At 59.5% G+C, this 22,212-nt stretch carries 18 protein-coding genes; 5 read left to right on the plus strand and 13 right to left on the minus strand.

Annotated features, from left to right (window positions below; translation table 11 throughout):
* Nucleotides 1-63: 63 nt before the first annotated feature.
* The 4 genes from BLR72_RS02545 to BLR72_RS02560 form a co-directional block, all read right to left on the minus strand.
* Complete coding sequence (locus tag BLR72_RS02545) at nt 64-1,638, minus strand: alpha/beta fold hydrolase (RefSeq protein ID WP_091944772.1); 1,575 nt, start codon at nt 1,636-1,638, stop codon at nt 64-66.
* A 240-nt stretch (nt 1,639-1,878) separates the two neighbouring features.
* Nucleotides 1,879-2,916 (minus strand): L-threonine 3-dehydrogenase, encoded by a 1,038-nt coding sequence (gene tdh, locus BLR72_RS02550; RefSeq protein WP_091944775.1) that lies wholly within the window; start codon nt 2,914-2,916, stop codon nt 1,879-1,881.
* Between the two features lie 9 nt (nt 2,917-2,925).
* Nucleotides 2,926-4,116 carry a glycine C-acetyltransferase gene (locus tag BLR72_RS02555; protein WP_091944777.1) on the minus strand — a complete coding sequence of 397 codons (1,191 nt, stop codon included), beginning with the start codon at nt 4,114-4,116 and terminating at the stop codon, nt 2,926-2,928.
* 45 nt (nt 4,117-4,161) lie between these two features.
* Nucleotides 4,162-5,340, minus strand: a complete 1,179-nt coding sequence (locus BLR72_RS02560; protein ID WP_091944779.1) for an ROK family protein — start codon at nt 5,338-5,340, stop codon at nt 4,162-4,164.
* 106 nt (nt 5,341-5,446) lie between these two features.
* Here BLR72_RS02560 and BLR72_RS02565 point away from each other — a divergent pair, with 106 nt between their 5' ends.
* Genes BLR72_RS02565 through BLR72_RS02575 form a run of 3 tightly spaced genes read left to right on the plus strand, consistent with a single transcriptional unit; the run spans nt 5,447 to nt 8,442 of the window.
* Nucleotides 5,447-6,199: a glucosamine-6-phosphate deaminase gene (locus BLR72_RS02565; RefSeq protein WP_244506604.1), complete on the plus strand. Its 753-nt coding sequence runs from the start codon at nt 5,447-5,449 to the stop codon at nt 6,197-6,199.
* Nucleotides 6,196-7,215 (plus strand): amidohydrolase family protein, encoded by a 1,020-nt coding sequence (locus tag BLR72_RS02570; RefSeq protein ID WP_091944785.1) that lies wholly within the window; start codon nt 6,196-6,198, stop codon nt 7,213-7,215. The genes BLR72_RS02565 and BLR72_RS02570 overlap by 4 nt, the downstream gene beginning before the upstream one ends.
* Before the next feature lie 27 nt (nt 7,216-7,242).
* Nucleotides 7,243-8,442, plus strand: a complete 1,200-nt coding sequence (locus BLR72_RS02575; RefSeq protein ID WP_091944788.1) for an extracellular solute-binding protein — start codon at nt 7,243-7,245, stop codon at nt 8,440-8,442.
* A gap of 43 nt (nt 8,443-8,485) precedes the next feature.
* Here BLR72_RS02575 and BLR72_RS02580 read toward each other — a convergent pair whose 3' ends face one another.
* Both BLR72_RS02580 and BLR72_RS02585 read right to left on the minus strand, forming a co-directional pair.
* Entirely contained in the window at nt 8,486-10,300 is a 1,815-nt protein-coding gene (locus BLR72_RS02580; protein WP_091944791.1) for an ABC transporter ATP-binding protein, read from the minus strand.
* Nucleotides 10,301-10,315: 15 nt separating this feature from the next.
* Nucleotides 10,316-11,527 (minus strand): aminotransferase class V-fold PLP-dependent enzyme, encoded by a 1,212-nt coding sequence (locus tag BLR72_RS02585; RefSeq protein WP_091944795.1) that lies wholly within the window; start codon nt 11,525-11,527, stop codon nt 10,316-10,318.
* A gap of 126 nt (nt 11,528-11,653) precedes the next feature.
* On the opposite strand from BLR72_RS02585, the gene BLR72_RS02590 reads away from it, so the two are divergent.
* On the plus strand, nt 11,654-12,460 hold the full coding sequence (locus tag BLR72_RS02590) for an IclR family transcriptional regulator (protein ID WP_036815185.1): 807 nt from the start codon (nt 11,654-11,656) through the stop codon (nt 12,458-12,460).
* Nucleotides 12,461-12,471: 11 nt separating this feature from the next.
* Here the strand turns inward: BLR72_RS02590 and BLR72_RS02595 are convergent, their stop codons facing one another.
* The 7 genes from BLR72_RS02595 to BLR72_RS02625 all read right to left on the minus strand — a co-directional run bounded on the left by BLR72_RS02595 (nt 12,472) and on the right by BLR72_RS02625 (nt 21,165).
* The gene (locus tag BLR72_RS02595; RefSeq protein WP_091944797.1) at nt 12,472-12,969 is read right to left on the minus strand and encodes a RidA family protein; all 498 of its coding nucleotides are present in this window, start codon (nt 12,967-12,969) and stop codon (nt 12,472-12,474) included.
* Nucleotides 12,970-12,979: 10 nt separating this feature from the next.
* Entirely contained in the window at nt 12,980-14,191 is a 1,212-nt protein-coding gene (locus tag BLR72_RS02600) for an amidohydrolase/deacetylase family metallohydrolase (protein ID WP_091944799.1), read from the minus strand.
* 2 nt (nt 14,192-14,193) lie between these two features.
* Nucleotides 14,194-15,063 carry an ABC transporter permease gene (locus BLR72_RS02605; protein ID WP_027233141.1) on the minus strand — a complete coding sequence of 290 codons (870 nt, stop codon included), beginning with the start codon at nt 15,061-15,063 and terminating at the stop codon, nt 14,194-14,196.
* On the minus strand, nt 15,063-16,004 hold the full coding sequence (locus BLR72_RS02610; RefSeq protein ID WP_027233142.1) for an ABC transporter permease: 942 nt from the start codon (nt 16,002-16,004) through the stop codon (nt 15,063-15,065). The genes BLR72_RS02605 and BLR72_RS02610 overlap by 1 nt, the downstream gene beginning before the upstream one ends.
* An 81-nt stretch (nt 16,005-16,085) precedes the next feature.
* A complete protein-coding gene (locus tag BLR72_RS02615) occupies nt 16,086-17,615 on the minus strand; it encodes an ABC transporter substrate-binding protein (protein WP_091944802.1) in 1,530 nt (509 codons plus the stop codon).
* A 140-nt stretch (nt 17,616-17,755) separates the two neighbouring features.
* Nucleotides 17,756-19,048, minus strand: a complete 1,293-nt coding sequence (gene rhaI, locus BLR72_RS02620) for an L-rhamnose catabolism isomerase (RefSeq protein WP_091944806.1) — start codon at nt 19,046-19,048, stop codon at nt 17,756-17,758.
* Nucleotides 19,049-19,068: 20 nt separating this feature from the next.
* Complete coding sequence (locus BLR72_RS02625) at nt 19,069-21,165, minus strand: bifunctional rhamnulose-1-phosphate aldolase/short-chain dehydrogenase (RefSeq protein ID WP_091944809.1); 2,097 nt, start codon at nt 21,163-21,165, stop codon at nt 19,069-19,071.
* Nucleotides 21,166-21,382: 217 nt separating this feature from the next.
* Between BLR72_RS02625 and BLR72_RS02630 the strand changes: the two genes are divergently transcribed.
* Complete coding sequence (locus BLR72_RS02630) at nt 21,383-22,192, plus strand: DeoR/GlpR family DNA-binding transcription regulator (protein ID WP_091944812.1); 810 nt, start codon at nt 21,383-21,385, stop codon at nt 22,190-22,192.
* Nucleotides 22,193-22,212 lie beyond the last annotated feature (20 nt).

The following is a 22,212-nucleotide window of genomic DNA, read 5'->3' on the forward strand; positions in this document are numbered from 1 at the left end:
CGTGTCTGTAAAAAACAGCCTAGACATTCGGGATGCGAATGGAAAGATGGCTGGCCAATGCCGTTATCTGTGCAACATCGCAGGCTGGGCCGATCCGGTCAGCAGCACCGAGGGCTTATCGTCGGGCGGCCCGAATTGCGGTTCGGTCATATCGCCGATACAGGGTGTACTGACTTTCGCATTGGGATTGTCGAGGAAGTCGGCAACCACCTCCCCGCCGCATTCGGTCGTATCAAGCACATCATGGCCGACACCGCGGAAGAGCACCAGTTGACTATGGCCGGTCGTCCTGATGACGCGCTCTGCCCAGCTTGTCGGGGTCGCGGGATCGTAATCGCCGGCGAGCAGCAAGACCGGCACCCTGTTCTGGGCCAGTGATTTATAAGCTCTCTTCGGCGTGGCGGTGGGCCATAGAGGGCAGGCCCAGCTGTAGAAATTGTTCTGCGCCCAGCGGTCGAGAAGCGGAAACGCCGCAAAGGACGCCGCCGCCGAGACACCGTCATTGCAAACGATGGAAAGATGCATGCCGTCAGCAAAGGCGTCGCCGTCGTCACCGCTCAGGCCTATCATTTCCGCCAGCGGACCATAGTTCTGGTTGGCCGTGTCCTTGATCAACTGCGGCAGGAGTTCGATCGAGTCGCGATCATAGAACTGGTTGAACAGGACCTCGAGGAAGTCGTTGCCCGATACGCGCGTGAATGCGCTGGGTTCGCCCGCCGCCTTGAGGCGCAGAAGCACGGGCTGGGCATCGAGTTGCTGCACGATTTCGGTGATCATCGTTCTAAGGCTTGTGCCGTCAGAACCGCATTCCTGGCGCGCCGCGCAGTCCTTCTCAAGCTTTTTCAGGACCCCGTCAAAGTTGGCGGCGTCCTGGTCGACATAGTCGACGTCAAGCGGCAGCGTGGAATCGAGGACCACTGCAACGAGGTTCTCCGGATGATCTTCCAGAACCTGCAAAGCAAGTTTTGTACCGTAGGAAATGCCGAAGACGACCCATTTGTCGATATTGAGAGCGCTGCGCAAGTCATGGATATCGGCTGCGTTCTCCGCGGTGTTATAGGCGGAAAGGTCGATGTGCCTGGCCTGCAGCGCGTCGCGGCAGGCCTTGACCTCGTTCTTCTGCGCACCGTCGAAATCGACAATCTCCTCCGGGCGGGACATGATGCCGCCCCAGACTTTCGGGCTGTAATGTTCTGCACAACTCAGCGACGGCTTCGAAAGACCGACGCCGCGTTGGTCCACTACGACAAGCCGCCGCCCGCGCAGCCAGTCGCCGTTGTCGATGAAGCTCCACCAATCGTCGATCTCCTCGCGCGTCTCGATGCGTGCAGCCTGTCCGGGCCCGCCATTGAGATAAACGACCGGCTCATGGCGAACGCGGTCCGGTTCAAAGATCACCACTGCAAGTTCTATGGTGGCGCTATCGGCCTTGCTGCGGTTTTCCGGGACCAGCAGATGCCCGCAGCGCATGTCCCGGTCCTTGGGCAAGGCAAACCAGCACGGCGTTTCCCGGAACTCGGGCGCTGCAGCCAAGGCTGGTGCTGCTGGAAGCATTGCGACAAGCAATAGCAGGGTTGCAAACAGCATCAGGCACAATGCTGGCGAATCCAGATGAAATCTGTATTTGGTCGCAGCCATGTTCGTTGGTCCCCATTGCCGCGTGGGCTGCTTTCGCGAAAGTGCCCCACAGCATTGCCAACAAAATACCTGTTTTTGGCCTCCGAGGGCATCACCCCGGCGGGTTAATTCCGTTCGCTGCTTTGATGTACGAAAAGTAACTCGATGATTTTATCGAGGGATTGTCCTCTGGCCATGAGAATGAATGTTGGGACGCCCGTCAGCGTCCCATCATTGTTGAAAAGAGTGCATGCAAATTGGTTATTGCCAGTCCAGCACAACCTTGCCGGAGCTCCCGGATCGCATGGCGTCGAAGCCTTCCTGGAAATCGTCGATCGGCAGGCGATGCGTGATGATGGGCGAAAGGTCGAGGCCGCCCTGCACAAAGGCTATCATCTTGTACCAGGTCTCGAACATTTCGCGGCCATAGATGCCCTTCAGATTGAGCATCTTGAAGATCACCTTGTTCCAATCGATCTCGAACCCTGTCGGAGCAATGCCGAGAATTGCGATCTTGCCGCCATTGTTCATCTTGTCGATCATGTCGCGGAAGGCGGGTGCCGCTCCCGACATTTCGAGGCCGACATCAAATCCTTCGGTCATGCCGATTTCGCGCATGACGTCCGCCAGGTTCTGCTTGGAGGCATCGACAACGTAATCGATGCCGAGCTTCTTTGCCAGTGCGAGGCGCGATGGATTGATATCGGTGATCACCACCTTGCGGGCACCGGATCGCTTTGCCACCAGCGCGCCCATGATGCCGATCGGGCCGGCCCCCGTCACCAGCACGTCTTCACCGACGAGGTCGAAGGATAGCGCGGTGTGAACGGCATTGCCGAACGGATCGAAGATCGCCGCAATTTCGTCGGGTACGTCGTCCGGTATCGGCACGACATTGGCCTCGGGAATGCAGAGATACTCGCCGAACGATCCCGGACGGTGAACACCGACGCCGAGCGTGTTGCGGCAAAGGTGTCCCCTGCCCGCACGGCAGTTGCGGCACGTTCCGCACACGATATGACCTTCGCCGGAAACGCGCTGGCCAACCGTGTATTTGGTCACGGCCGAGCCGATCTCGGCGATCTCGCCGCTGAATTCGTGTCCGACGACCATGGGAACGGGGATCGTCGCCTGCGCCCACTTATCCCAATTGTAGATATGCACATCGGTTCCGCAGATGGCCGACTTCCTGACCTTGATGAGCACGTCGTTCGGTCCGGGTTCCGGAACAGGCACGCGTTCCATCCAGATGCCAGGCTCCGCCTTCGCCTTGACCAGTGCCCTCATCATGTTCGACATAGTGTTTTCCTATTTGATGATGCCGAGATCACGCCCGACTTCGGCGAAAACCTCGATCGCCCGGGCGACGTCTTGCGTGGTGTGGGCGGCAGACATCTGCGTCCTGATGCGAGCCTGGCCGCGCGGTACCACCGGGAAGGCGAAGCCGATGACATAAACGCCCTTCTCCAGCATCCGCGCCGCCATTTCCTGCGCGAGCGTCGCTTCGCCCAGCATCACCGGAATGATCGGGTGATCGGCACCGGCGAGGGTGAAGCCGAGCTTCGACATGTCGCGGCGGAAATGTTGCGCGTTGGCTATCAGCCGGGCGCGAAGGTCCGCGCCATTGTCGATGAGGTCGAAAACCTTGAGCGAGGCAGCCGCGATGACCGGCGCCAGCGTGTTGGAGAAAAGGTACGGACGCGAGCGTTGGCGCAGCCAGTCGACTACTTCCGCCTTGGCGGACGTATAGCCGCCCGACGCGCCGCCGAGCGCCTTGCCGAGCGTGCCGGTAATGATGTCGACGCGTCCCTCTACACCGCAATGCTCGGCCGAACCGCGGCCATTTTTGCCGACAAAGCCGACCGCATGGCTGTCATCGACCATGACCATAGCGCCATGTTTTTCTGCAAGATCGCAAACACCCTGCAGGTTGGCAATGATGCCGTCCATCGAAAACACGCCGTCGGTGGCAATGAGCTTGAAACGGCTGCCTTCGGCCTTCCTCAATTCTTCTTCGAGCGCGGCCATGTCGTTATTGGCGTAACGGAAGCGCTTGGCCTTGGAAAGACGCACCCCATCGATGATCGAAGCATGATTGAGCGCATCGGAAATGATCGCGTCTTCTTCGCCAAGCAGGGTTTCGAACAGTCCGCCATTGGCATCGAAGCAGCTGGAATAGAGGATCGTATCCTCAAGGCCGAGGAAAGAGGAGATGCGCGCTTCAAGCTGCTTGTGCTCTTCCTGTGTGCCGCAGATGAAGCGCACTGACGCCATGCCGTAGCCGTAGCGGTCGAGTGCCGATTTTGCGGCAGAGGCGAGTTCCTCATTGTCGGCAAGGCCGAGATAGTTATTGGCGCAGAAGTTCAAGACTTTTGCGCCCGTCGAAATCTCGATTTCGCCTGCCTGCTTGGAGACGATGACGCGCTCGCTCTTGTAGAGGCCGGTCTCCTTCAGCTGGGCGAGTTCGTGTGACAAATGGTCGATAAATGGCTTGGTCATGATTATTCCCGCTTCATGCGTACATCCGTTATGGCGGTTCTCATCTCACGATCGGATGAATGTCTCAAGCCCAAGATTGAGCAAAGGTCGAACCGCACCGAGGATAGCGTATTCCTCGCTGGACCGGTCGGCAACTAGAACGGGAAGCGCCAGGCCGCTCATGATTCCTTCCGCCTGGAATGCATCTGAAAACGCTTGCCAGAGTGCGGTATTGCCGACAAAGGGACCGGTGACAATAACTCTCTTCGGGAACAGCAGGCGGCAAACATTGCCAAGCGATCGAGCCATGAGGTGGATTGCCGTCGCAATCTCCGGTCTTTCAGCGATATCAAGGCTGGTCAATTGCCCGGCAACCCGTTCCTCGTCCTCCGAAAGCTCCGGCCAGCTTGCTCGCAGCTGAGGCAATAGGGCCCAGAGCGCCGCAGCCGTTTCGAGGCAGCCATGGTTGCCGCAGCCGCATTGTCGCTGATCGAGCATATTGAAGCGCCAGTGGCCGATTTCGCCAAAGGGATTGCTCGCCGACATGAAAGGCTCGCCTTCGACGCTGTACGCAAGTCCTATACCCCAGCCCCAGTGCAAGAGGAGCGTGCTGTCCCGGCCCTGCGCACCGTCCTGCATGGTCCGCGCCGTCAATTCGGCATCGAGATGACGGCAGACGAAGACGACAGGCGTAACCGGCGCTAGAGCGGCAGCGAGGTCAAGATCGCGGACATGGGGCCAGCGTGATGTGATCAGCCATTTGCGGTCACGCTCGTTCACGACACCGGAGACCGACACCGAGGTTCCCATGTGGCTCATGCCCGCCGGCAAATCCGTCAGTAGAGAGTTTATAAGACCGCGCATCCGCGCAGCCATGGTCTCATTGTCGGCGCTTTCGGGCACGTCGGCAGTGCAGCGTCCGATCACGCGGCCACTCAGATCGACCAATACGCCGAGCAGCGAACGGCTGCTCATGAGAACGACCGTCGCGCCCAGCCGTGAATGGTTCAGGGCGATCTGGATCGCAGGCCGGCCGCGTCCGCTCTTTTCGCCTGCTTCCCCGATGACGAGGCCGCGCTCCAGCAGATCCGCGACGACACGCGATGTCGTCGTCGACGTCATTTGCAACGCTTCGCTCACATTCGGACGTGAATGCGATTCTCCATCTGAAAGCAAGGCCGCAACCCGCGCGCAATCGCGTTGGTGGGCATCCTCATAGCGGGTCTCGTCAATCGTCAAAATCATGCCGGAAAAACCTAATCCTTATTTTTGAATAATATTATTCGAAAATGCTTGCGATGCCAGGGGCAGCTGTGGTTACATTGCCCGCAGCCCGATAAAGCACAAGCAGATGAACGGAAAATTGATGGTGGATATACGCATTTTGAACGACAAGGAGGCGCTGGGCGCTGCTGCTGCCGATCTTGGCGCTGAAGCCATTCGACGGGCGATCGCGGAGAAAGGCAAGGCGTCGATTATCGTTGCTACGGGCGCGAGCCAGTTCGAGGTCCTGCGCAATCTCGTTGCGGCCAAGGACATAGACTGGTCGAAAGTGACGGCTTTTCACCTTGATGAATATGTCGGCATGGACATCGGCCATCCGGCAAGTTTCCGCAAATATCTGAACGAACGCTTTGTCGAACCGCTTGCAGGCAAGGTGACGTTTTATCCGATCGACGCGGAGAGTGATGCGCACGCGGAAGCCGAGCGGATCAGTAAGCTTATCAGCGGGCACGAGATAGATGTATGCTTTGCCGGGATCGGCGAAAACTGTCATCTCGCGTTCAACGATCCTCCGGCCGATTTCGAAACCGAAGAGCCCTATATCGTCGTGACCCTTGATGAAGCCTGCCGCAAGCAGCAGCTCGGCGAAGGCTGGTTTCCCGATCTCGCTGCGGTTCCCGAGCAGGCGGTTTCAATGAGCATCCGGCAGATCATGAAGAGCAAGTTCATAGTCCTCTCGGTGCCCGATGCGCGCAAGGCGCAGGCGGTAAAGGATGCGATCGAAGGAGAGGTGGATCCGCGCCATCCCGCCTCGATCGTGCAGGAACATACCAATGTCGTGCTCTTGCTCGATCCCACCTCGGCGTCGCTGCTCGCATGATCACGGCCGGCCTCGTCGATATCCAGGTCAATGGCTTTGCCGGTGTCGATTTCAACGACGCTGGCCTGACCGCAGAAGCCTTGGACCGAGCGCTCGAAGCGATGCTGGCGAGCGGTGTGACGACCTGCCTTCCGACGATCATTACAGCCACCCCGGCGGAACTCGACGCCCGCTTCGCCGCCCTGGACCGGAGCGTTGCAGAAAGCTGGCTCGGTCCGCTGATGTGTCCGGGCTACCATCTGGAGGGGCCCTTTCTCAACCCCGCTGACGGATTTTCGGGGTGCCATCCGGCGAGCGCCATGACCGCAGCTGATCCGGCGCTCGTCCTCGACCTTGAGAAAAAGTTGAAACGGCCGATTTTGCTCGTCACTGTCGCTCCGGAAGTGAGCAATGGGATCGGATTTATCGAAGCCATGGTTGGCCAGGACAGGCTTGTGTCGATTGGCCATTCCGCGCTCGATTTTGAAGGTGTCGATGCAGCGGTCGCTGCCGGCGCGGGCCTTTCCACCCATCTCGGCAACGGCCTGCCGCAGGTACTGCCAAAGCTTGCCAATCCGCTCTTCGCGCAGCTTGCCGACGATCGGCTGCTCGCAACATTCATCGCCGATGGCATTCACGTTCCGCCGCCGGCGCTGAAGGCGCTCATCCGCGCCAAGGGTTTCGCGCGGTCGGCGTTGGTGACCGACGCGACGGCAGCTGCCGCTGCCGAACCCGGCGACTATGACTTTGCCGGCATGCGCATCCGCCGCTCGGCCGACGGCAGCGTCGGACTGGCCGGGCTCGCCGGGCTTGCCGGATCGGCGCTTCGCCTCGACGATGCGGTGCGCAACCTTGTTCACTGGAACATCACCACCTTCGAGCAGGCCGTGGAAATGGCATCCCGCCGGCTTGTCGATGCGCTGGCGCCTGTTCTCAGCGCGCGGGGAATCACCTTGCCTGCCGCGGAAATCGAATGGACGGACGCGATGAACATACGCCGCGTCCGGATCGGCAGCGAAGAACGGACATTCAAGTGAACGCGATAAAACACAGGGGAATTTGACATGACAAATAATTTTACTCGCATCAACCGCCGTACGGTACTCGGCGGTATCGCCGTGTCCGCAGTAGGCGGCATCACAGGCGCATGGGCGGCGGCGCCTGCACTGCCCGCCGCTCCTGTCCTGATCACCGTCATGGATGTCGGCGGCGCACTCGCCCTGATGCAGCCGGCCTTCGAGGAATATGCCAAGACCTATCCCGAACGGGTCTCCCGCATCGTCTTTACCAAGGCGCCGGTAACGGAACTTGCCGGCAAGCTGAAGGCGCAGCAGGCGGCAAAGAGCGTTGACATCGACATTGTGCTGACTGGCAGCGATGGGTTGGCGGCAGGCCTCGCCAACGAAACCTGGATGAAGATCCTGCCGGATTTCGCCGACAAGCTCCCCGGCCTCGAAGAGAACTACGAACCGGCGGCGCTCGCCCTGCACAAGGCGCAAGGCCAGGGTTTCGGTGTGGTCGTCAATTACTACCCGTCGGGGCCACTGATCGAATACGATCCCGAGCGCGTCAAGCAGGTGCCGACGACCGCCGAGGAACTCCTCGCCTATGCCAAGGCCAACCCTGGCCGCTTCATGTATGCGCGTCCGACCAATTCCGGACCGGGCCGGACCTTCATGATGGGCCTGCCCTATCTCCTCGGCGACAAGGATCCGCACGATCCGGTCAATGGCTGGGAAAAGACCTGGGCCTATCTTACCGAGATCGGCCAGTATATCGATTATTATCCGGCGGGTACCGGCGCGACCATGAAGGAATTCGGCGAGGGTTCGCGCGACATCATCATCAGCACGACTGGATGGGACATCAATCCCCGTGCCCTCGGCATTGTGCCCGAGACGGCGAAGATCGGTACGCTGAAGGGCTTCCATTGGGTGTCGGATGCGTTCTTCATGTGCATGCCGAACGGTATCGCGAACGACAAGGTCGCTGTCGTGCTTGATTTGATGGCCTTTCTGCTCACCCCCAAGGCGCAGGCCTATGCCTATGATGAAGGCTATCTCTATCCGGGCCCGGCCGTAAAGAACGTGCCGATCAGCATGGCGCCGCAGCACAGCCAGGATGTCATCAAGGAGTTCGGCAGGCCTGAATATGCCGACCTCATTGCCAACAACCCCATCGAACTGCCGCTGAAGCCGGACCAGATGGTCTTGGCGTTCCGCAAGTGGGACGAACTCGTCGGGTCCCAGAAGAAAGCACAATAAGCATAGAGGTTGGGTAGCCGCGGCGAACCTGCCGCGGCCTCTCCTACATCTGCACTAGGTGTCCGCTTGAGACTTCCGCATATTGGCGCGACGGAACGACGAAGTCCGGGGCGCGCACCGGGCTTTTGATTTCGTCGTTGGAAACCGGGCGCCTGACGCCGCGACGCGCGGGATCAGGCACCGGAACGGCCGAAATCAGCTTCTTCGTATAGGGATGTTGCGGATTCTCGAATATCGCGGCCCGCGGCCCGATCTCCACGATTTCCCCGAGATACATCACAGCGATGCGATGGCTGACGCGCTCGACAACCGCGATGTCATGCGAAATAAAGAGATAGGCGAGGTTGAGGCTGGCCTGCAGGTCGAGGAGCAGGTTGATGACCTGCGCCTTGATGGAAACGTCGAGGGCCGAAACGGATTCGTCCGCAACGATAAGCTTCGGATCGAGTGCCAACGCACGGGCAATGCATACGCGCTGGCGTTGACCGCCGGAGAACTCATGCGGATAGCGTCCGGCCATATCCGTTTTGAGCCCGACACGTTCGAGGAGATCGGCGACGCGGTCGCGGGCCTGTGTGCGGGTTCCAAGCCTGTGCTCGAGATAGGGTTCGGCAATGGCGGCGCCGACGGTCATGCGTGGATTAAGGCTGGCGAAGGGATCCTGGAAGATCATCTGCATGGTGCGGCGCATGTCTCGCATCTGCTTCGGATCCATGCCGAGGACGTCCTGACCGTTGAGCAGCACCTCGCCGCTCTGCGGCTGAACGAGGCGCATGATCGAGCGGCCGGTCGTTGATTTGCCGCAGCCAGACTCGCCGACAAGCGAGAGCGTTTCTCCAGGCTGGAGGGTAAAGGAGAGGTTTTCAACCGCGTGGACCCGCCCCTCCAGTTGGCCGAACATGCCGGAGTGAATGTTGAAGCGCGTCGTCAGGTTGCGGACCTCAAGCAGCGGGGGCTTGTCGGCCTGCACCGTATCGGCGGTCTCGACTGGCGTATCCGATGTGCCAGTCGCGCGATCGACCACCGGGAAGCGCAGCGGCCGCTCGTGCCCTTTCATCGAGCCAAGAACCGGCACGGCGGAAAGCAGTGAGCGCGTATAGGGATGCTGCGGGTTCGCGAAGATTTCGTCGGTGTTGCCGGTTTCGACGGCCTCGCCATTATACATGACCACCGTGCGGTCAGCGATTTCCGCCACGACACCCATGTCGTGGGTGATGAAGAGGACGGAAGTGCCCTCCTCCTCCTGCAGAAGTTTGATGAGATCGAGGATCTGTCCCTGGATCGTCACGTCGAGTGCCGTCGTCGGCTCATCGGCAATCAGCAGTTTCGGTTTGCTGGCGAGTGCCATCGCGATCATCACGCGCTGTCTCATGCCGCCCGAAAAGCGATGCGGATATTCGTCGAAGCGCGAAGCAGCCGCGGGTATGCGAACCTTTTCCAAAAGCCGGATCGTTTCGGCCCTTGCCTCTGCCCGCGAGATATCGCGATGACACAGCAAGGCCTCGCTGATCTGGCCTCCTACCGTGAAAAGCGGGTTGAGGCTGGTCATCGGCTCCTGGAAGATCATGGCAACGTCATTGCCGCGCACAGACCGCATCTGCCTCTCCGGCAAGGCGAGAATGTCCTTGCCACCCAGCATGATCTTGCCTTCAATGCGGCTTTTGTCTTTTTGCAGAAGCCGCATGATCGAGAGCGACGTAACGCTCTTGCCGGAGCCGGATTCGCCGACAATCGCCACCGTCTCCCCCGGCGCGACGTCGAAGGAGACATTGCGCACGACCGGTCGCCACTGGCCATCACCAAGGAAGGACGTGGTGAGGTTCGAGACGGAAAGAACGGGGGCGATGGGCTTTTCCATAAGCGGTCCTCTCAATCAATCCGGCCAGCGCATGAGGCCGGCGATACGACGGGCGTAGCGCTCTTCGAACGGAGTTGCGATGATCTCGTTGGACGCTCTCGCTTTGCGAAGTTCCTCTTCGAGGCGGCCGGCGACGATCCTTTCTTCGCCCGGATGGAGGTTGCACGGATCCATGTAGAAGTACCCATGCTCGGCCTCGTGATCGCGGACGATGATCGGCCGCTCGCCTTTCGCCAATGCGTCGGCGAAGTCCCAGGCGGTGATATGCGCCTCGCGCGGATCGATGGTAACCCGCAGCCGATCCAGAGGGTTATGGGTCGGATCAGCTTCGATCTCTGCGGTAACGCCCGGCTTTCCGGTCAGGGTCTGCTTCCAGAGGTGGAGGTAGCCGGTTTCCTTCTCGCGAATGCCGGCATGGTCACGCTTCTCCCAGGCTTCGAGCGCTGCGATCGTGCCGAGGATGCTCTCCTTGCCAAGCTTCATGCCCCGTCCGACGCCCATGTTCTGGAGGAACGCACTGCGCACGAGATCCTTGCGCCCGGAAACAATGCCTCCCGTGGGGCCGCCGAGAAACTTGTGCGAGGAATAGATCGCTATGTCGGCGCCCTCGGCGAGGAAAATCCTGAGGTCATATTCCGATGCCGCATCAACAATCACCGGCACCCCGCGGGCGTGGCATATTTCAGCGAATTTCTTCAGCGCAACGAGGCCGTACTGAACGGTATGGTGCGAGACAACAAAGACGGCTGCAGCCGTACGCTCATTGATTGCCCCTTCCAGATGATAGGGGTAGCAGGACGTAGCCTGGCCGACCAGTACGGCCTTGGCGCCGGCAAGCTTGATCGCCTGATCGACTGGAGCCCCGTAACTTACCACATGGCCGGTCTGAATAAGGACCTCATTCTTGAGTCCGGTTGCATCAGGCAGGCGCTCGATCGCGGCGAGATCAGGTCCGGTCATTGTCGCGGCAATCGCCAGGGTAATGCCGGCGGAACAGGACGCCGTAACGAAACCGGCCTCGCCGCCTGTCAGACGGGCAATGACGGGACTTGCCATGCGGTGCAGGTCGTTGATTTCGACGAATTGCGGCAGTATGGAACTCATGGCCGCGATTGCTTGCGGTACGACGATCGAAGCGCCAAGCGAGGTCATCGTGCCGGATACGTTGATGACGCGGCGAAGCCCGAGGGATTCGCGTATATCGGACGGTGTTTGTTGGTCTGTCATGGTCTTCCCCTTGAGGTGCCGGCCGGCAAGTATTCCATCGGCTTGGCAGCTATGCCTTTATAATGTAATAATTCGTTGAATGACTCGAACGGTGCGGAGTGTGGCGTGGACGCAAAGATTTCAGACATGGAGAGCACCGGCGGCATCGCGAAGGAAGACAGCGCGAAGGCGCGCCGCTCGCGTGTGAGCGGCATCGACCGTGCCTTGCAAGTCATCGATTATCTTTACGAGACCGGCAGCCCGGCGGGTGTCTACGCGATCGCCAAGGCAATTGGAGCACCGCTCTCCACGGTCTATGTGATCGTCGATGACCTTGTCGAAAAGAACATGCTGTCGCGCAACAGCGACAGTTCGGTATGGCTTGGCGCGCGGCTTTATCACTACGGTCTTGCCTATGCTCGCTCGCTGGATTTTCTCAACGTCGCCAACCACGAAATGCACAATCTCAGCCGCATATCCGGCGAGACGGTGCAGGTGTGCGGACGCGATGGCGACCATATGCTGGTTCTTGCCATGGCGGACGGGCCGGGCCATTTTCAGGTGACGTCCCGCGTCGGCACGCGCGTTCCACTCAACTGGACGGCGTCGGGACGCCTGCTCGTAGGGCATCTGCCGGAAGCCGAGCGCCTCGACCTTTTCGAGCATTGCGCCAAGTCGTCGCCGACGGGCCGCGCCGTCATTGACCCCGCCGTACTTTCGGCGTCCGCCAGGCAGGCGCTTGATGCGCGGCTTTCCATTCAGGCCGGAGAGTCCGATTATGCCGTTGCCTGCGTTGCCGCGCCGATCTGCGACGACAAGGGCGCATGCATCGCCACGATTTCCATCGTTCTGCCGGAACAGAAGGTCAGCGACAACCCCGAACGCTATACCAACGAGGTGAAGGCCTCGGCGGAGCGGATCGAAACGGTAATGGGCTGGCGCAGTCATACGTAGGTTCCTGGCGTTCAGTTTTTGAGTGCGACGATCGCCTCGATCTCGACGGTTATATTGCCCGGGAGCGAGCCGAAGCCCACTGCCGAGCGCGCATGGTTGCCCGCTTCACCGAAGACATTGATGAAAAGGTCCGAGCAGCCGTTGATGACCGAGGGATGATCGGCGAAGTCGGGAACGGCATTGACCATCCCCAGCAGCTTTACGACTCGCTTCACCCTGCCAAGATCACCCAGCGCCGAATGCATCACCGCAAGGAGATTGATGCCGGTGAGGCGGGCATGCTCGTATGCCTCCTCGACCGAAACATTGCCGCCGACCTTGCCGGTGTGAAGATAGCCATCGTTCTCGCGCGGCCCCTGCCCGGACAGGTAGAGCATGTTGCCCTCCTGGATATGGGTGACGAAATTGGCGATCGGGCTTGGCGCCGGCGGCAGGGTCAGCCCGAGCGCCTTTAAACGATCGTAGGGTGATTTGGCGGCGCTGACCGCCGGGCTGGGTGTTGTGCTCAAGACGTGTTCCTCAGCGGTAAGAATAGGGCGCTATCGCACCCGAAGTTTCAGGTTGGGCCGGCTGGTAACGACCTGCCTTGACCAATTCGTTGCCGAGCACCGCCCAGCGCGGTTCGAAGAGCTTTTCGAGCCTCGCTTCGTAGCCCATGGAGTCGATGACAGTGAGATCGGAGTCGTCGAGCTCGAAGATGGTGAAATCGGCGCGGGTGCCGACGGAAAGCAGGTTTTCGGTAGGCAGTCCAATGGCCGAGGCAGGCGAAAGGGTCACGGCCTCGACGACCTTGTCGAAGGGCATGCCGACGTTCAAAAGCTTGGACATGGTCGTCGCCAGATCCCAGACGGCAAAGTTGAGGCTGCGCAGGTGTATGTCCGTCGAGATCGAGAAGGGCAGAAGACCGCGCTGGATCGCCACTTCCGCGACGCGGAACGAGAAGGATGCGCCGCCATGGCCGATGTCGAGGCGGATGCCCTCCCCGGCGCAACGCGCCGCGAGTTCGAACAGGTCTTCATCCTCGATGATGCTGCTGCCGACCTTTCCGTTGAAGCAATGGGTGATGATATCGCCGGGTCCAAGAATCTCGAGTACTTCATCATAGAGAGCGGGCGGTTCGCCCACATGCACCATCATCGGTATCTTGAGGATCTTGGCGATCTTCTTGCCGACCTTGACGGGCGTAACGCCCCATGAGCCGGTGATTACGTGGCTGGCGCGGACCTTGAGGCCGACAATATGGTCGCGGTTTTCGTTGACGCAGGCGACGGTACGGTCGATGTCGATCGAACGGATATCGCTAAGCTCGCTGACGCGGTTGCAGGCAACGAGGCCGATGGAGCCGAGGTTCAGGAAGGCCTTGATGCGCTCGCGCGCCGGATCGATGATATATTCGCGAAAGCCGTGAAAATTGGCCTCTCCGGCCGATCCCGCATCGACGATCGTCGTAACGCCGCGCTCGGCGCCGCACAGTTGTGGACGCACAGAAATGTCGGTGCCGCCATGCCAGATATGTGTATGCAGATCCACCCAGCCTGGGGAAATCCAGGCGCCGTTGCCGTCGATACGGCGAATGTCGTCCTGAACATTCAGCGAGGGGCCGAATGCAGCGATCTTGCCATCGGCATCGACAAGAATGTCAATGCGGGACGACGGCATACCGGGTCCGAAGGCAACCGGCTTTACGTTGGTCACAAGCAGGCGACCATCGGTTGCGGGGGAGGCAGACATGATCAGAGATCCTTTCTGAGGCGGGGGTCAAGAAGATCGCGGAAGCCGTCGCCGACCATCTGCAGCGACAGAACGGCGAGCACGATCGCGATACCGGGGAAGAGGGTCATCCAGTCGGCCTTGCCGATATATTGGCGACCTGATGCAATCATCGTCCCCCAGGTGGGTACTTCCGGGCTGACACCAAGGCCGAGGAATGAAAGTCCGGCTTCGGCCAGCATGGCGCTGGCAAAGAGGAATGTGCCCTGCACGAGAATGGGAGAAAGAAGATTGCGCAATACGTGCCGGGTCATGATGTGGCGTGTGGAAATCCCGAGCGATGTCGCCGCTTCCACATAGGGGAGTTCACGAATGACAAGTGTTGAGGCCCGCACGATGCGGGCAAGGCGCGGCGCATAGACGATACTGAGCGCCACGATCACGGTCGTGAGCGATGGCCCAAGCGCAGCAACGAGCGCGATGGCGAGGAGAATATCCGGGAACGCCATCATCGCATCGATGAGACGCGTGATCGGCGCGTCGAGCTTCTGGAAGAAGCCGGCGAGCAGGCCGAGCGTGACGCCGATAAGCGAAGCAAGGACGACCACTGCGAAACCGACAAGAAGCGAGAGGCGCGCCGAGTAGATCGTGCGCGAGAAGACGTCGCGACCAAACTCGTCGGTTCCGAAGAGGAACTTCATGTCCGGCGGCTTCAACCGGTTGACGATCGAAAGCTTGCTTGGTGAGAACGGCGTGATAAGCGGTGCAAAAACGGCGAGCAGCACGAAGATGGCCAGCACGATCATGCCGAACAGCACAGTCTTGCGCCGGATCAGAACGCGGAAGAATTTGGAGCGCTCGCTGACGGGCGCGGTGGACACGATTTCGGTCATCAGTAGCGCACCCTTGGATCAACGACGAGATAGAGCATGTCGATGGCGAAATTGATGAGAACGTAGAGCGCGGCGATAATCAGCAATGCGCCCTGGATCACCGGGTAATCGCGGCGTAGCACTGCCGAAACGACGAGGCTGCCGACGCCGGGAAGTCCGAACACCGTTTCGGTCACGACCGCGCCCGAAATCAGCACCGCGGCGGTGAGGCCGAGAACGGTAAGGATCGGAATGAGGGCATTCTTGAAAGCGTGTTTCAGGACGACGCTGGCCTCGCCGACGCCCTTGGCTCGAGCGGTTCGAATGTAATCGTCGCCGAGCACGTCAAGCATCGAGGCGCGGGTGAAGCGCATGATCAACGCGGAAGATACGATGCCGAGCGCGAAGGCCGGGAGGACCAGATAAGACAGGCGTTCGCCAAGTGAGGTTCCCGGGCCGCCATAGCCGGAGACCGGGAACAGTCCGAAGCGCACGGCAAAAACCTGCATAAGAATGAGGCCGAGCCAGAAACTCGGAATACTGGCAGCCAGCATGGCAAGGGCCGTTGCCGCCTGGTCGAACAGCGAACCTCGCCGATAGGCTGCGTAGACGCCGATCGGAATGGCAATCACGCTGGCGATCAGCAGCGAGAAGATGGTGAGGAAGAAAGTGGGCTCGGCCCGTTGGGCGAGCGCCTGCAATACCGGTTGGTTGAGAAAGATCGACTGGCCGAGATCGCCTTTGAGAAGGTTGCCGATGAAAAACACATATTGCACCGGTATCGACTGGTCGAGACCGAGGCGCTGGCGCAGCTCGGCAATATCGGCGGCGGTCGCTTCAGGCCCGAGCATGACAGCGGCGGGATCACCCGGCGTGACGCGGACGATGACGAAGACAATCGTCACCACCAGAAACATCACGACAATCATGCCGATAAAGCGTTGAATAATGTAACGGAGCATCTGTGGCCAATCGATCCCAAATTGACGAGGACTGGGCAGCCGGGCGCAGTTGGCACGTCGCCTACCGCACCCGGCAAAGCACTACTGCTTGAGCGATACGTTCCAGAAATATGGCCACGGTGCAGGCGTGAAACCTTCGAGCTTCGGTGACTTCGCCGAAAGCGCATTGAAATCGCCGATCTTGATGATCGGTACTTCGGCATAGATCACCTTCTGCACCTCGGCCCACAGGGCGATGCGCTTTTGCGGATCGACCTCGGAGTTGAACGCATCGACGGCGGCCTTGCGCGCCGGCGTGTCCCAATTGCCCGGTGCGCTCGTCGACATGGCACCGATCAGCGCCGGTTCGGGCAGGAACGGGCTGTGGCTGATATAGATATCCCAGAGCTTGGGATCGGCACGGCGCTGCGTCAGCGTCGCCCAATCGACGACCTGAAGATCGACGGTAAGTCCGGCAGCCTTCAGATATTCCGCCGCAACCTGCGCCATCTTGTAGTGGAATTCATACTGGCGGCTGGTGAGAATGCGCAGCGGCTCGCCATTGTAGCCAGCCTTCTTCAACTCCTCGGCAGCCTTCTCCGGATCGGCGACATTATAGGCGCCTTCGGTTCCGGCTTCAGTCTTCCAGTTGTAGCCATCAGGATACATGGACGGATTGAGCGCATAGAAGTCCGTGCTGCCGAAGGCGGCAGCCAACATGTCTTCTTCGCTGAGCGCATCACGGACAGCGAGGCGCAGATCCTGATTCTTGGTGATGCCCTGACTTGTGTTCATCACGAAGACCGGCCAGCCAAAAGGCTTGAGGAGGACCGCCTCGGTCGTTTTCTGGCCTTTCAACTGTTCGTAGGATTCGACCGGCAGGCTGTCGACATAGTCAAACTGACCGGAGAGAGCGCCCTGCACGCGCGTGTTCGCGTCCGGTACGGGAACGAAGCGAATTTCATCAAGATATTGATGACGCGCACCGCCATAGCCGTTCTCGTCGCCTTCGGGCGACTTGTAGCCGTCAAAGCGGGTCAGCTGGATATACTGGTCGGGCTTGCGCTCTTTCAGCATATAGGGTCCGGTGCCGACCGGTTCGGTCATCGGGTTCTGCTGCTTTTCGCTTGGAAGGATAATCGCAGCTGCATTGTTGAACGCGAGCAGCGAGACCAGCGGCGCGTAAGGCGTATTCAGCGTGATCTTGACCGTCGCGGGATCGACAGCTTCGATCGAGGTGATCATGGAGGCGGTCTGCTTGCCGCGCGACGCAATCTGCGTCCAGCGCTGCAGCGATGCAACGACGTCGGCCGAATCCATATCCGTCCCATCGTGGAACTTAACGCCCGTGCGCAGCTTGATCGTATAGACCTTGCCGTCAGCCGAAACTTCCGGAAGGCTCGCGGCAAGAAGCGGCGTGACGTTCCAGGCCTTGTCGAATGTATAGAGCGTTTCAAAAATGTGCTGCGAGACGATGCCGACAAGATCGGCCGTCGAGGCCATAGCATCGAGCGTTGGTGGTTCGCCGATGGTGGCAACATTGATAACGCCGCCCTTGGACTGGGCGAAAGCCGACGGGCTTAGAGCAACAAGTGCCGACCCTAGAAGGAGCGCAAGCTTCAGTGACTTCATGACAGTTCCCTTCATATTCCACTATAATGGATTATAATGCTTTATAGTAGAATAAGACCAAATGTGTAGAAGGCTGTCAATTCAAAAAAGAAAAAGCAGCGCCGGGGCGCTGCTCGGTAATTCTCAAGAGTGGAAATCGACTAGACGATGCCGCCGCTTCCCGCGACGCTTGCGGGACGCTTGTCGCTTACAAATTGCCGATAGCCGCTATGGCGATAGGCGGCGATCGGATCGATGGCCCCACCCGCGCGCAGGCGCGCTTCCGCGAGAATTGGCTCCACATCGGTGCGATAGGCGCGCTTCAGCGTATCGGACGCCATGAGCGCATCGTTGTCGTCCTGATAGCCGGCAAGAGCTTCCCGATCGACGAGCAAGGCCTGGGCATAGGCACGGCGGATCTCGTTGGCGCTCGATATCAGGCTTTCGATCGGATCGGTCACATTGTGCGACTGGTCGATCATGTGCGCAGGATGGAAATCCGTCACGCCGCGATGATCGGCATCGACCAACTCGTTGAAGACGAGAAAGAGGCGGTATGGATCGATGGACCCGGCATCCAGATCGTCATCGCCATATTTGGAATCGTTGAAATGGAAGCCGCCGAGCTTCTTGAACTGGATGAGACGAGAAACGATCATCTCGATATTGGTGTTGGGCGCATGATGGCCGAGATCGACGAGGCAGAACGCCTTCGGTCCGAGCGTCTGTGCGATCAGGTAGTTGGTGCCCCAATCCTGCACGACCGTGGAATAGAAGGCGGGCTCGTACATTTTGTGCTCGGAGAAGATGCGCCAGTCATCGGGCAACGCCTTGTAGACCTCCTGCATGGCAGCGAGATAGCGCTCGAAGGACTGCGCGAAATTTGTCTGGCCCGGGAAATTCGATCCGTCTCCGATCCAAACCGTGAGCGCCTTGGAACCGATTGCCTTGCCGATCTCGATGCACTCGATGTTGTGGTCGATGGCTTGCGCGCGGGTGGCGGCGTCGACATGGCTGAGCGAGCCGTATTTGTAGGAATTCGTCTGTCCCGGTGCATCCGAAAACGTGTTCGAGTTCATTGCGTCGAAGCCGAGACCGAGCGCGTCGGCATGCGCCTTGAGTTCCGCAGGATCAGCCTTGTCCCAGGGAATATGCAGCGACACGGTCGGGGTCGCGCGCGTAAGTTGCTGAATGACGGCGCAATCGTCGAGCTTGTCGAAAATGCCCCTAGGCTCACCCTTGCCGGGAAAGCGCGCAAAGCGGGTTCCGCCGGTTCCGACACCCCATGAGGGCACCGCAACGAAGAACTGCGCTACCTCTTTCGTGACTGCGCCGATGTCGATGTTGCGCCGCGCCAGATGAGCGCCAAGCGCCTCGTAGTCGCTCTCGTGGTCGGCACGCAGCCGCTCGTTCTCGGATGCGATCAGGTCGCCGGATATCTTCTGTTCAGCCATCATGTCCTCCCGAGACAGTCTTAACGCGTAAAGCTCTGAGCGTTGCCGGCATCAACGTTGATGATATTGCCCGTCGATTTGGCTGCCGCGTCCGAGGCAAGGAAGTATACGGCCTCGGCAATATCCTCCGGCAGCACGTTGAGCTTCAACAGCGAGCGCTTGCGATAGTGCTCTTCGAGTTCGTCCACCGGAAGGTTCGAGGAAGCTGCCCGCTGCTCGCGCCATTCCCCGTTCCAGATTTTCGAGCCACGCAGCACGGCATCGGGATTGACGGTATTGACCCGGATTCCTGCCTCCGCGCCTTCAAGCGCCAGGCAGCGCGCAAGGTGTATCTCGGCGGCTTTCGCGGCGCAGTAGGCACTGGCGTTCGGCGAAGCCGCAAGACCGTTCTTCGAGGCAACGAACACGACATTGCCGCCGAGCTTCTGCCGCCGGAACAGCCTGAAAGCTTCGCGCGAGACAAGGAAATAACCCGTCGCCAGAATGTCGATGTTGCGGTTCCACATCGAAAGTTCGGTCGTCTCAATCGGAGCCGAGGAGGCGATGCCAGCATTCGAGACCAGGATATCGACACCACCGAATTCCACGGCCGCTTCCGCATAGCTGGCGATGACACCGGCCTCGTCAGTCACATTCAAGGGAACGCTGCGCACGGCATCAGATGAATAGCGCTTGGCAAAATCGTCATGGGCGAGCTTCAACGCCTCCTGATCGATATCCGCGAGCACCACGCAGGCGCCCTCCCCGAGCAGGCGTTCAGCCGTCGCACGACCGATGCCGCCGGCGCCTCCGGTAACGAAGGCGACGCGACCGGCGAGTGATTTTGGCTTGGGCATCCGCTGCAACTTTGCTTCCTCGAGCAGCCAGTATTCGATGTCGAAGGCCTCCTGTTCGGAAAGCCCCTGGTACTCGGACACAGAAGATGCGCCCCGCATCACGTTGATCGCATTGACATAGAATTCGCCCGCGATGCGTGCTGTCGCCTTGTCCTTGGCAAAGGACAGCATGCCGACGCCGGGAATAAGAAATATCACCGGATTGGGATCGCGCATGGCGGGCGAGTTTGCATGCTTGCAGGCGTTGTAATAGCGCGCATAGTTCGTGCGGTAGTCTTCGAGCGCCTGGTCAAGCGAGGCAACGACAGCATCCGCATCCGGATTGGCGGGATCGAACTGGAGCACCAGCGGACGGATTTTCGTGCGCAAAAAATGGTCCGGGCAACTTGTTCCAAGCGCCGCAAGCGGGCGCAAATCGTGCGAATTGACGAATTCGAGAACAGCAGGCTGGTCGTCGAAGTGGCCGAGCTTGCGCTCCGAAGCACCAATCTTACCGCGTATCTCCGGCATCAGGCGCGCGGCAATCGCGCGTCGGACTGGCTCATCGAGGCTCGCGACGGCTTCCCCGCCGAAAGCCTCGCGTCCGGTCGACTTTGCGTCAAGCCAGACGATTGCCTTATTGATGATATCGAGCGTGAGTTCGTAGCATTCTCTTGCATCATCGGCCCAGGTGAAAAGCCCGTGGCTTTCGAGCACGACACCCTTGGAATTGGGGTGGGCGGCAACATAGGCACCAAGATCGAGACCGAGCTGGAAGCCGGGACGGCGCCAGGGCAGCCAGCCGATCTCGTCGCCGAACACTTCCTGCGTCAGTTCGCGCGAATTCTTCGAGGCGGCAATGGCGATGATCGCATCGGGATGCATATGGTCGACGTGCTTGAATGGCACAAAACCATGCAAGGGAGTGTCGATCGATGCGACGCGGCTGTTCAGGTTGAATGTGCAGTGTGGTAGGAACCCCACCATGCGGTCTTCATCCTCGACGCCCCTGTAGATCGACTTCAGCGATTCCAGCTTGTCCATATACAGCGTCGCGAAGCCATCGAGCTTGATGGTGCCGACATCCCCGCCCGAACCTTTGACCCACAGGACTTCAACGGTCGCGCCCGTCAGCGGATCGGTTTCGCTGACTTTAGCCGAGGTATTGCCACCGCCGTAATTGGTAATGCGCTTGTCGGCGCCGAGCAGATTGGAGCGATAGAGCAATTTGCCAGGCTCATCGAGCCCGGCTGCTTTTGCATCGTCCCAGCGGTTTTCCAGAAGTTGGACCCTGTCTGCCATATTCGCCTCCCGATAGGTCAATTGCCGGTCTGGCTCGATTTGCCAGCGCCGCGATTTCCTTTAGCTATGGAGCACAACCGGTTTTATTGTCAATCATAAACAATCAAATCCAATCATATTAGCATCATTGTGCAGTGCAATATGAAATTATTTGATTGAAGTTGATTGACACTGATCACAACTTTGCGCAATAAATCTTGGCAGGAGGAGACGACGAATGCACGAGCGTGAGCGCCACCGCATCATCTTGAGCGCTGTTCAGGAAAAGCCGGTCATCACCATTCAGGACATCGCCGATCTGACGGAAGCGTCAGAGGCAACGATCCGCCGTGACATCGCTTCGCTTCACGTCAAGGGCAAGCTGCGCCGTGTGCGTGGCGGCGCCGAAGCCGTCCATCCGCCGCAACTGACGCCGCTCGCAGGCAGACACTTCCATGTTTCAGAATCCGAAAACGCGGACAAGAAACGCGCCATTGCCAGGGAGGCCGTGGCACTGTGCGAGGAAGGGGACGCCATCATAATCAATGGTGGCACCACTACTTTCCAGATGGTGCATTTCCTCGCGTCGCGACGGCTGCAGGTCATGACCAATTCTTTTGCCATTGCCGAACATCTGGTGAAGAACTCCAAAAGTTCCGTGATCGTCCCGGGCGGCGCCATCTACCGCGAGCAGAGCATCATCCTGTCGCCTTTCGACAATGACGTGACCCGCAACTTCTACGGAAAACGCATGTTCATGGGCGCGCAGGGCGTTGGTCCGTTCGGCGTCATGGAATCCGATGCGCTTATCATCCAGGGCGAGCAGAAGCTGATCAACCAGGCCGACGATCTGGTGCTGTTGGTCGATTCGACGAAGTTTTCGCGCCGTTCCAGCCTGATCCTGTGTCCGTTGCAACGGGTGGCGACCATCATCACCGATGACGGCATTACCGATGCTGACCGGAAAATGGTGGAGGATGCTGGCATTCAGCTGATCGTCGCCAAGGTCAATCAGGACAAGTCACGAAATTCCGCTTCGGTCGCTTGAGGGCGTAGCGGTCACTATCC

This window comes from Phyllobacterium sp. YR620, from assembly GCF_900104165.1.
Classification (GTDB): domain Bacteria; phylum Pseudomonadota; class Alphaproteobacteria; order Rhizobiales; family Rhizobiaceae; genus Phyllobacterium; species Phyllobacterium pellucidum.

What these genes read in the sequence shown, in the direction of transcription:
- BLR72_RS02545 (WP_091944772.1), bottom strand. Translation starts at nt 1,638, where the DNA reads ATGGCTGCGACCAAATACAGATTTCATCTGGATTCGCCAGCATTGTGC.
- tdh (WP_091944775.1), bottom strand. Translation starts at nt 2,916, where the DNA reads ATGTCGAACATGATGAGGGCACTGGTCAAGGCGAAGGCGGAGCCTGGC.
- BLR72_RS02555 (WP_091944777.1), bottom strand. Translation starts at nt 4,116, where the DNA reads ATGACCAAGCCATTTATCGACCATTTGTCACACGAACTCGCCCAGCTG.
- BLR72_RS02560 (WP_091944779.1), bottom strand. Translation starts at nt 5,340, where the DNA reads ATGATTTTGACGATTGACGAGACCCGCTATGAGGATGCCCACCAACGC.
- BLR72_RS02565 (WP_244506604.1), top strand. Translation starts at nt 5,447, where the DNA reads ATGAACGGAAAATTGATGGTGGATATACGCATTTTGAACGACAAGGAG.
- BLR72_RS02570 (WP_091944785.1), top strand. Translation starts at nt 6,196, where the DNA reads ATGATCACGGCCGGCCTCGTCGATATCCAGGTCAATGGCTTTGCCGGT.
- BLR72_RS02575 (WP_091944788.1), top strand. Translation starts at nt 7,243, where the DNA reads ATGACAAATAATTTTACTCGCATCAACCGCCGTACGGTACTCGGCGGT.
- BLR72_RS02580 (WP_091944791.1), bottom strand. Translation starts at nt 10,300, where the DNA reads ATGGAAAAGCCCATCGCCCCCGTTCTTTCCGTCTCGAACCTCACCACG.
- BLR72_RS02585 (WP_091944795.1), bottom strand. Translation starts at nt 11,527, where the DNA reads ATGACAGACCAACAAACACCGTCCGATATACGCGAATCCCTCGGGCTT.
- BLR72_RS02590 (WP_036815185.1), top strand. Translation starts at nt 11,654, where the DNA reads ATGGAGAGCACCGGCGGCATCGCGAAGGAAGACAGCGCGAAGGCGCGC.
- BLR72_RS02600 (WP_091944799.1), bottom strand. Translation starts at nt 14,191, where the DNA reads ATGTCTGCCTCCCCCGCAACCGATGGTCGCCTGCTTGTGACCAACGTA.
- BLR72_RS02605 (WP_027233141.1), bottom strand. Translation starts at nt 15,063, where the DNA reads ATGACCGAAATCGTGTCCACCGCGCCCGTCAGCGAGCGCTCCAAATTC.
- BLR72_RS02610 (WP_027233142.1), bottom strand. Translation starts at nt 16,004, where the DNA reads ATGCTCCGTTACATTATTCAACGCTTTATCGGCATGATTGTCGTGATG.
- BLR72_RS02615 (WP_091944802.1), bottom strand. Translation starts at nt 17,615, where the DNA reads ATGAAGTCACTGAAGCTTGCGCTCCTTCTAGGGTCGGCACTTGTTGCT.
- rhaI (WP_091944806.1), bottom strand. Translation starts at nt 19,048, where the DNA reads ATGGCTGAACAGAAGATATCCGGCGACCTGATCGCATCCGAGAACGAG.
- BLR72_RS02625 (WP_091944809.1), bottom strand. Translation starts at nt 21,165, where the DNA reads ATGGCAGACAGGGTCCAACTTCTGGAAAACCGCTGGGACGATGCAAAA.
- BLR72_RS02630 (WP_091944812.1), top strand. Translation starts at nt 21,383, where the DNA reads ATGCACGAGCGTGAGCGCCACCGCATCATCTTGAGCGCTGTTCAGGAA.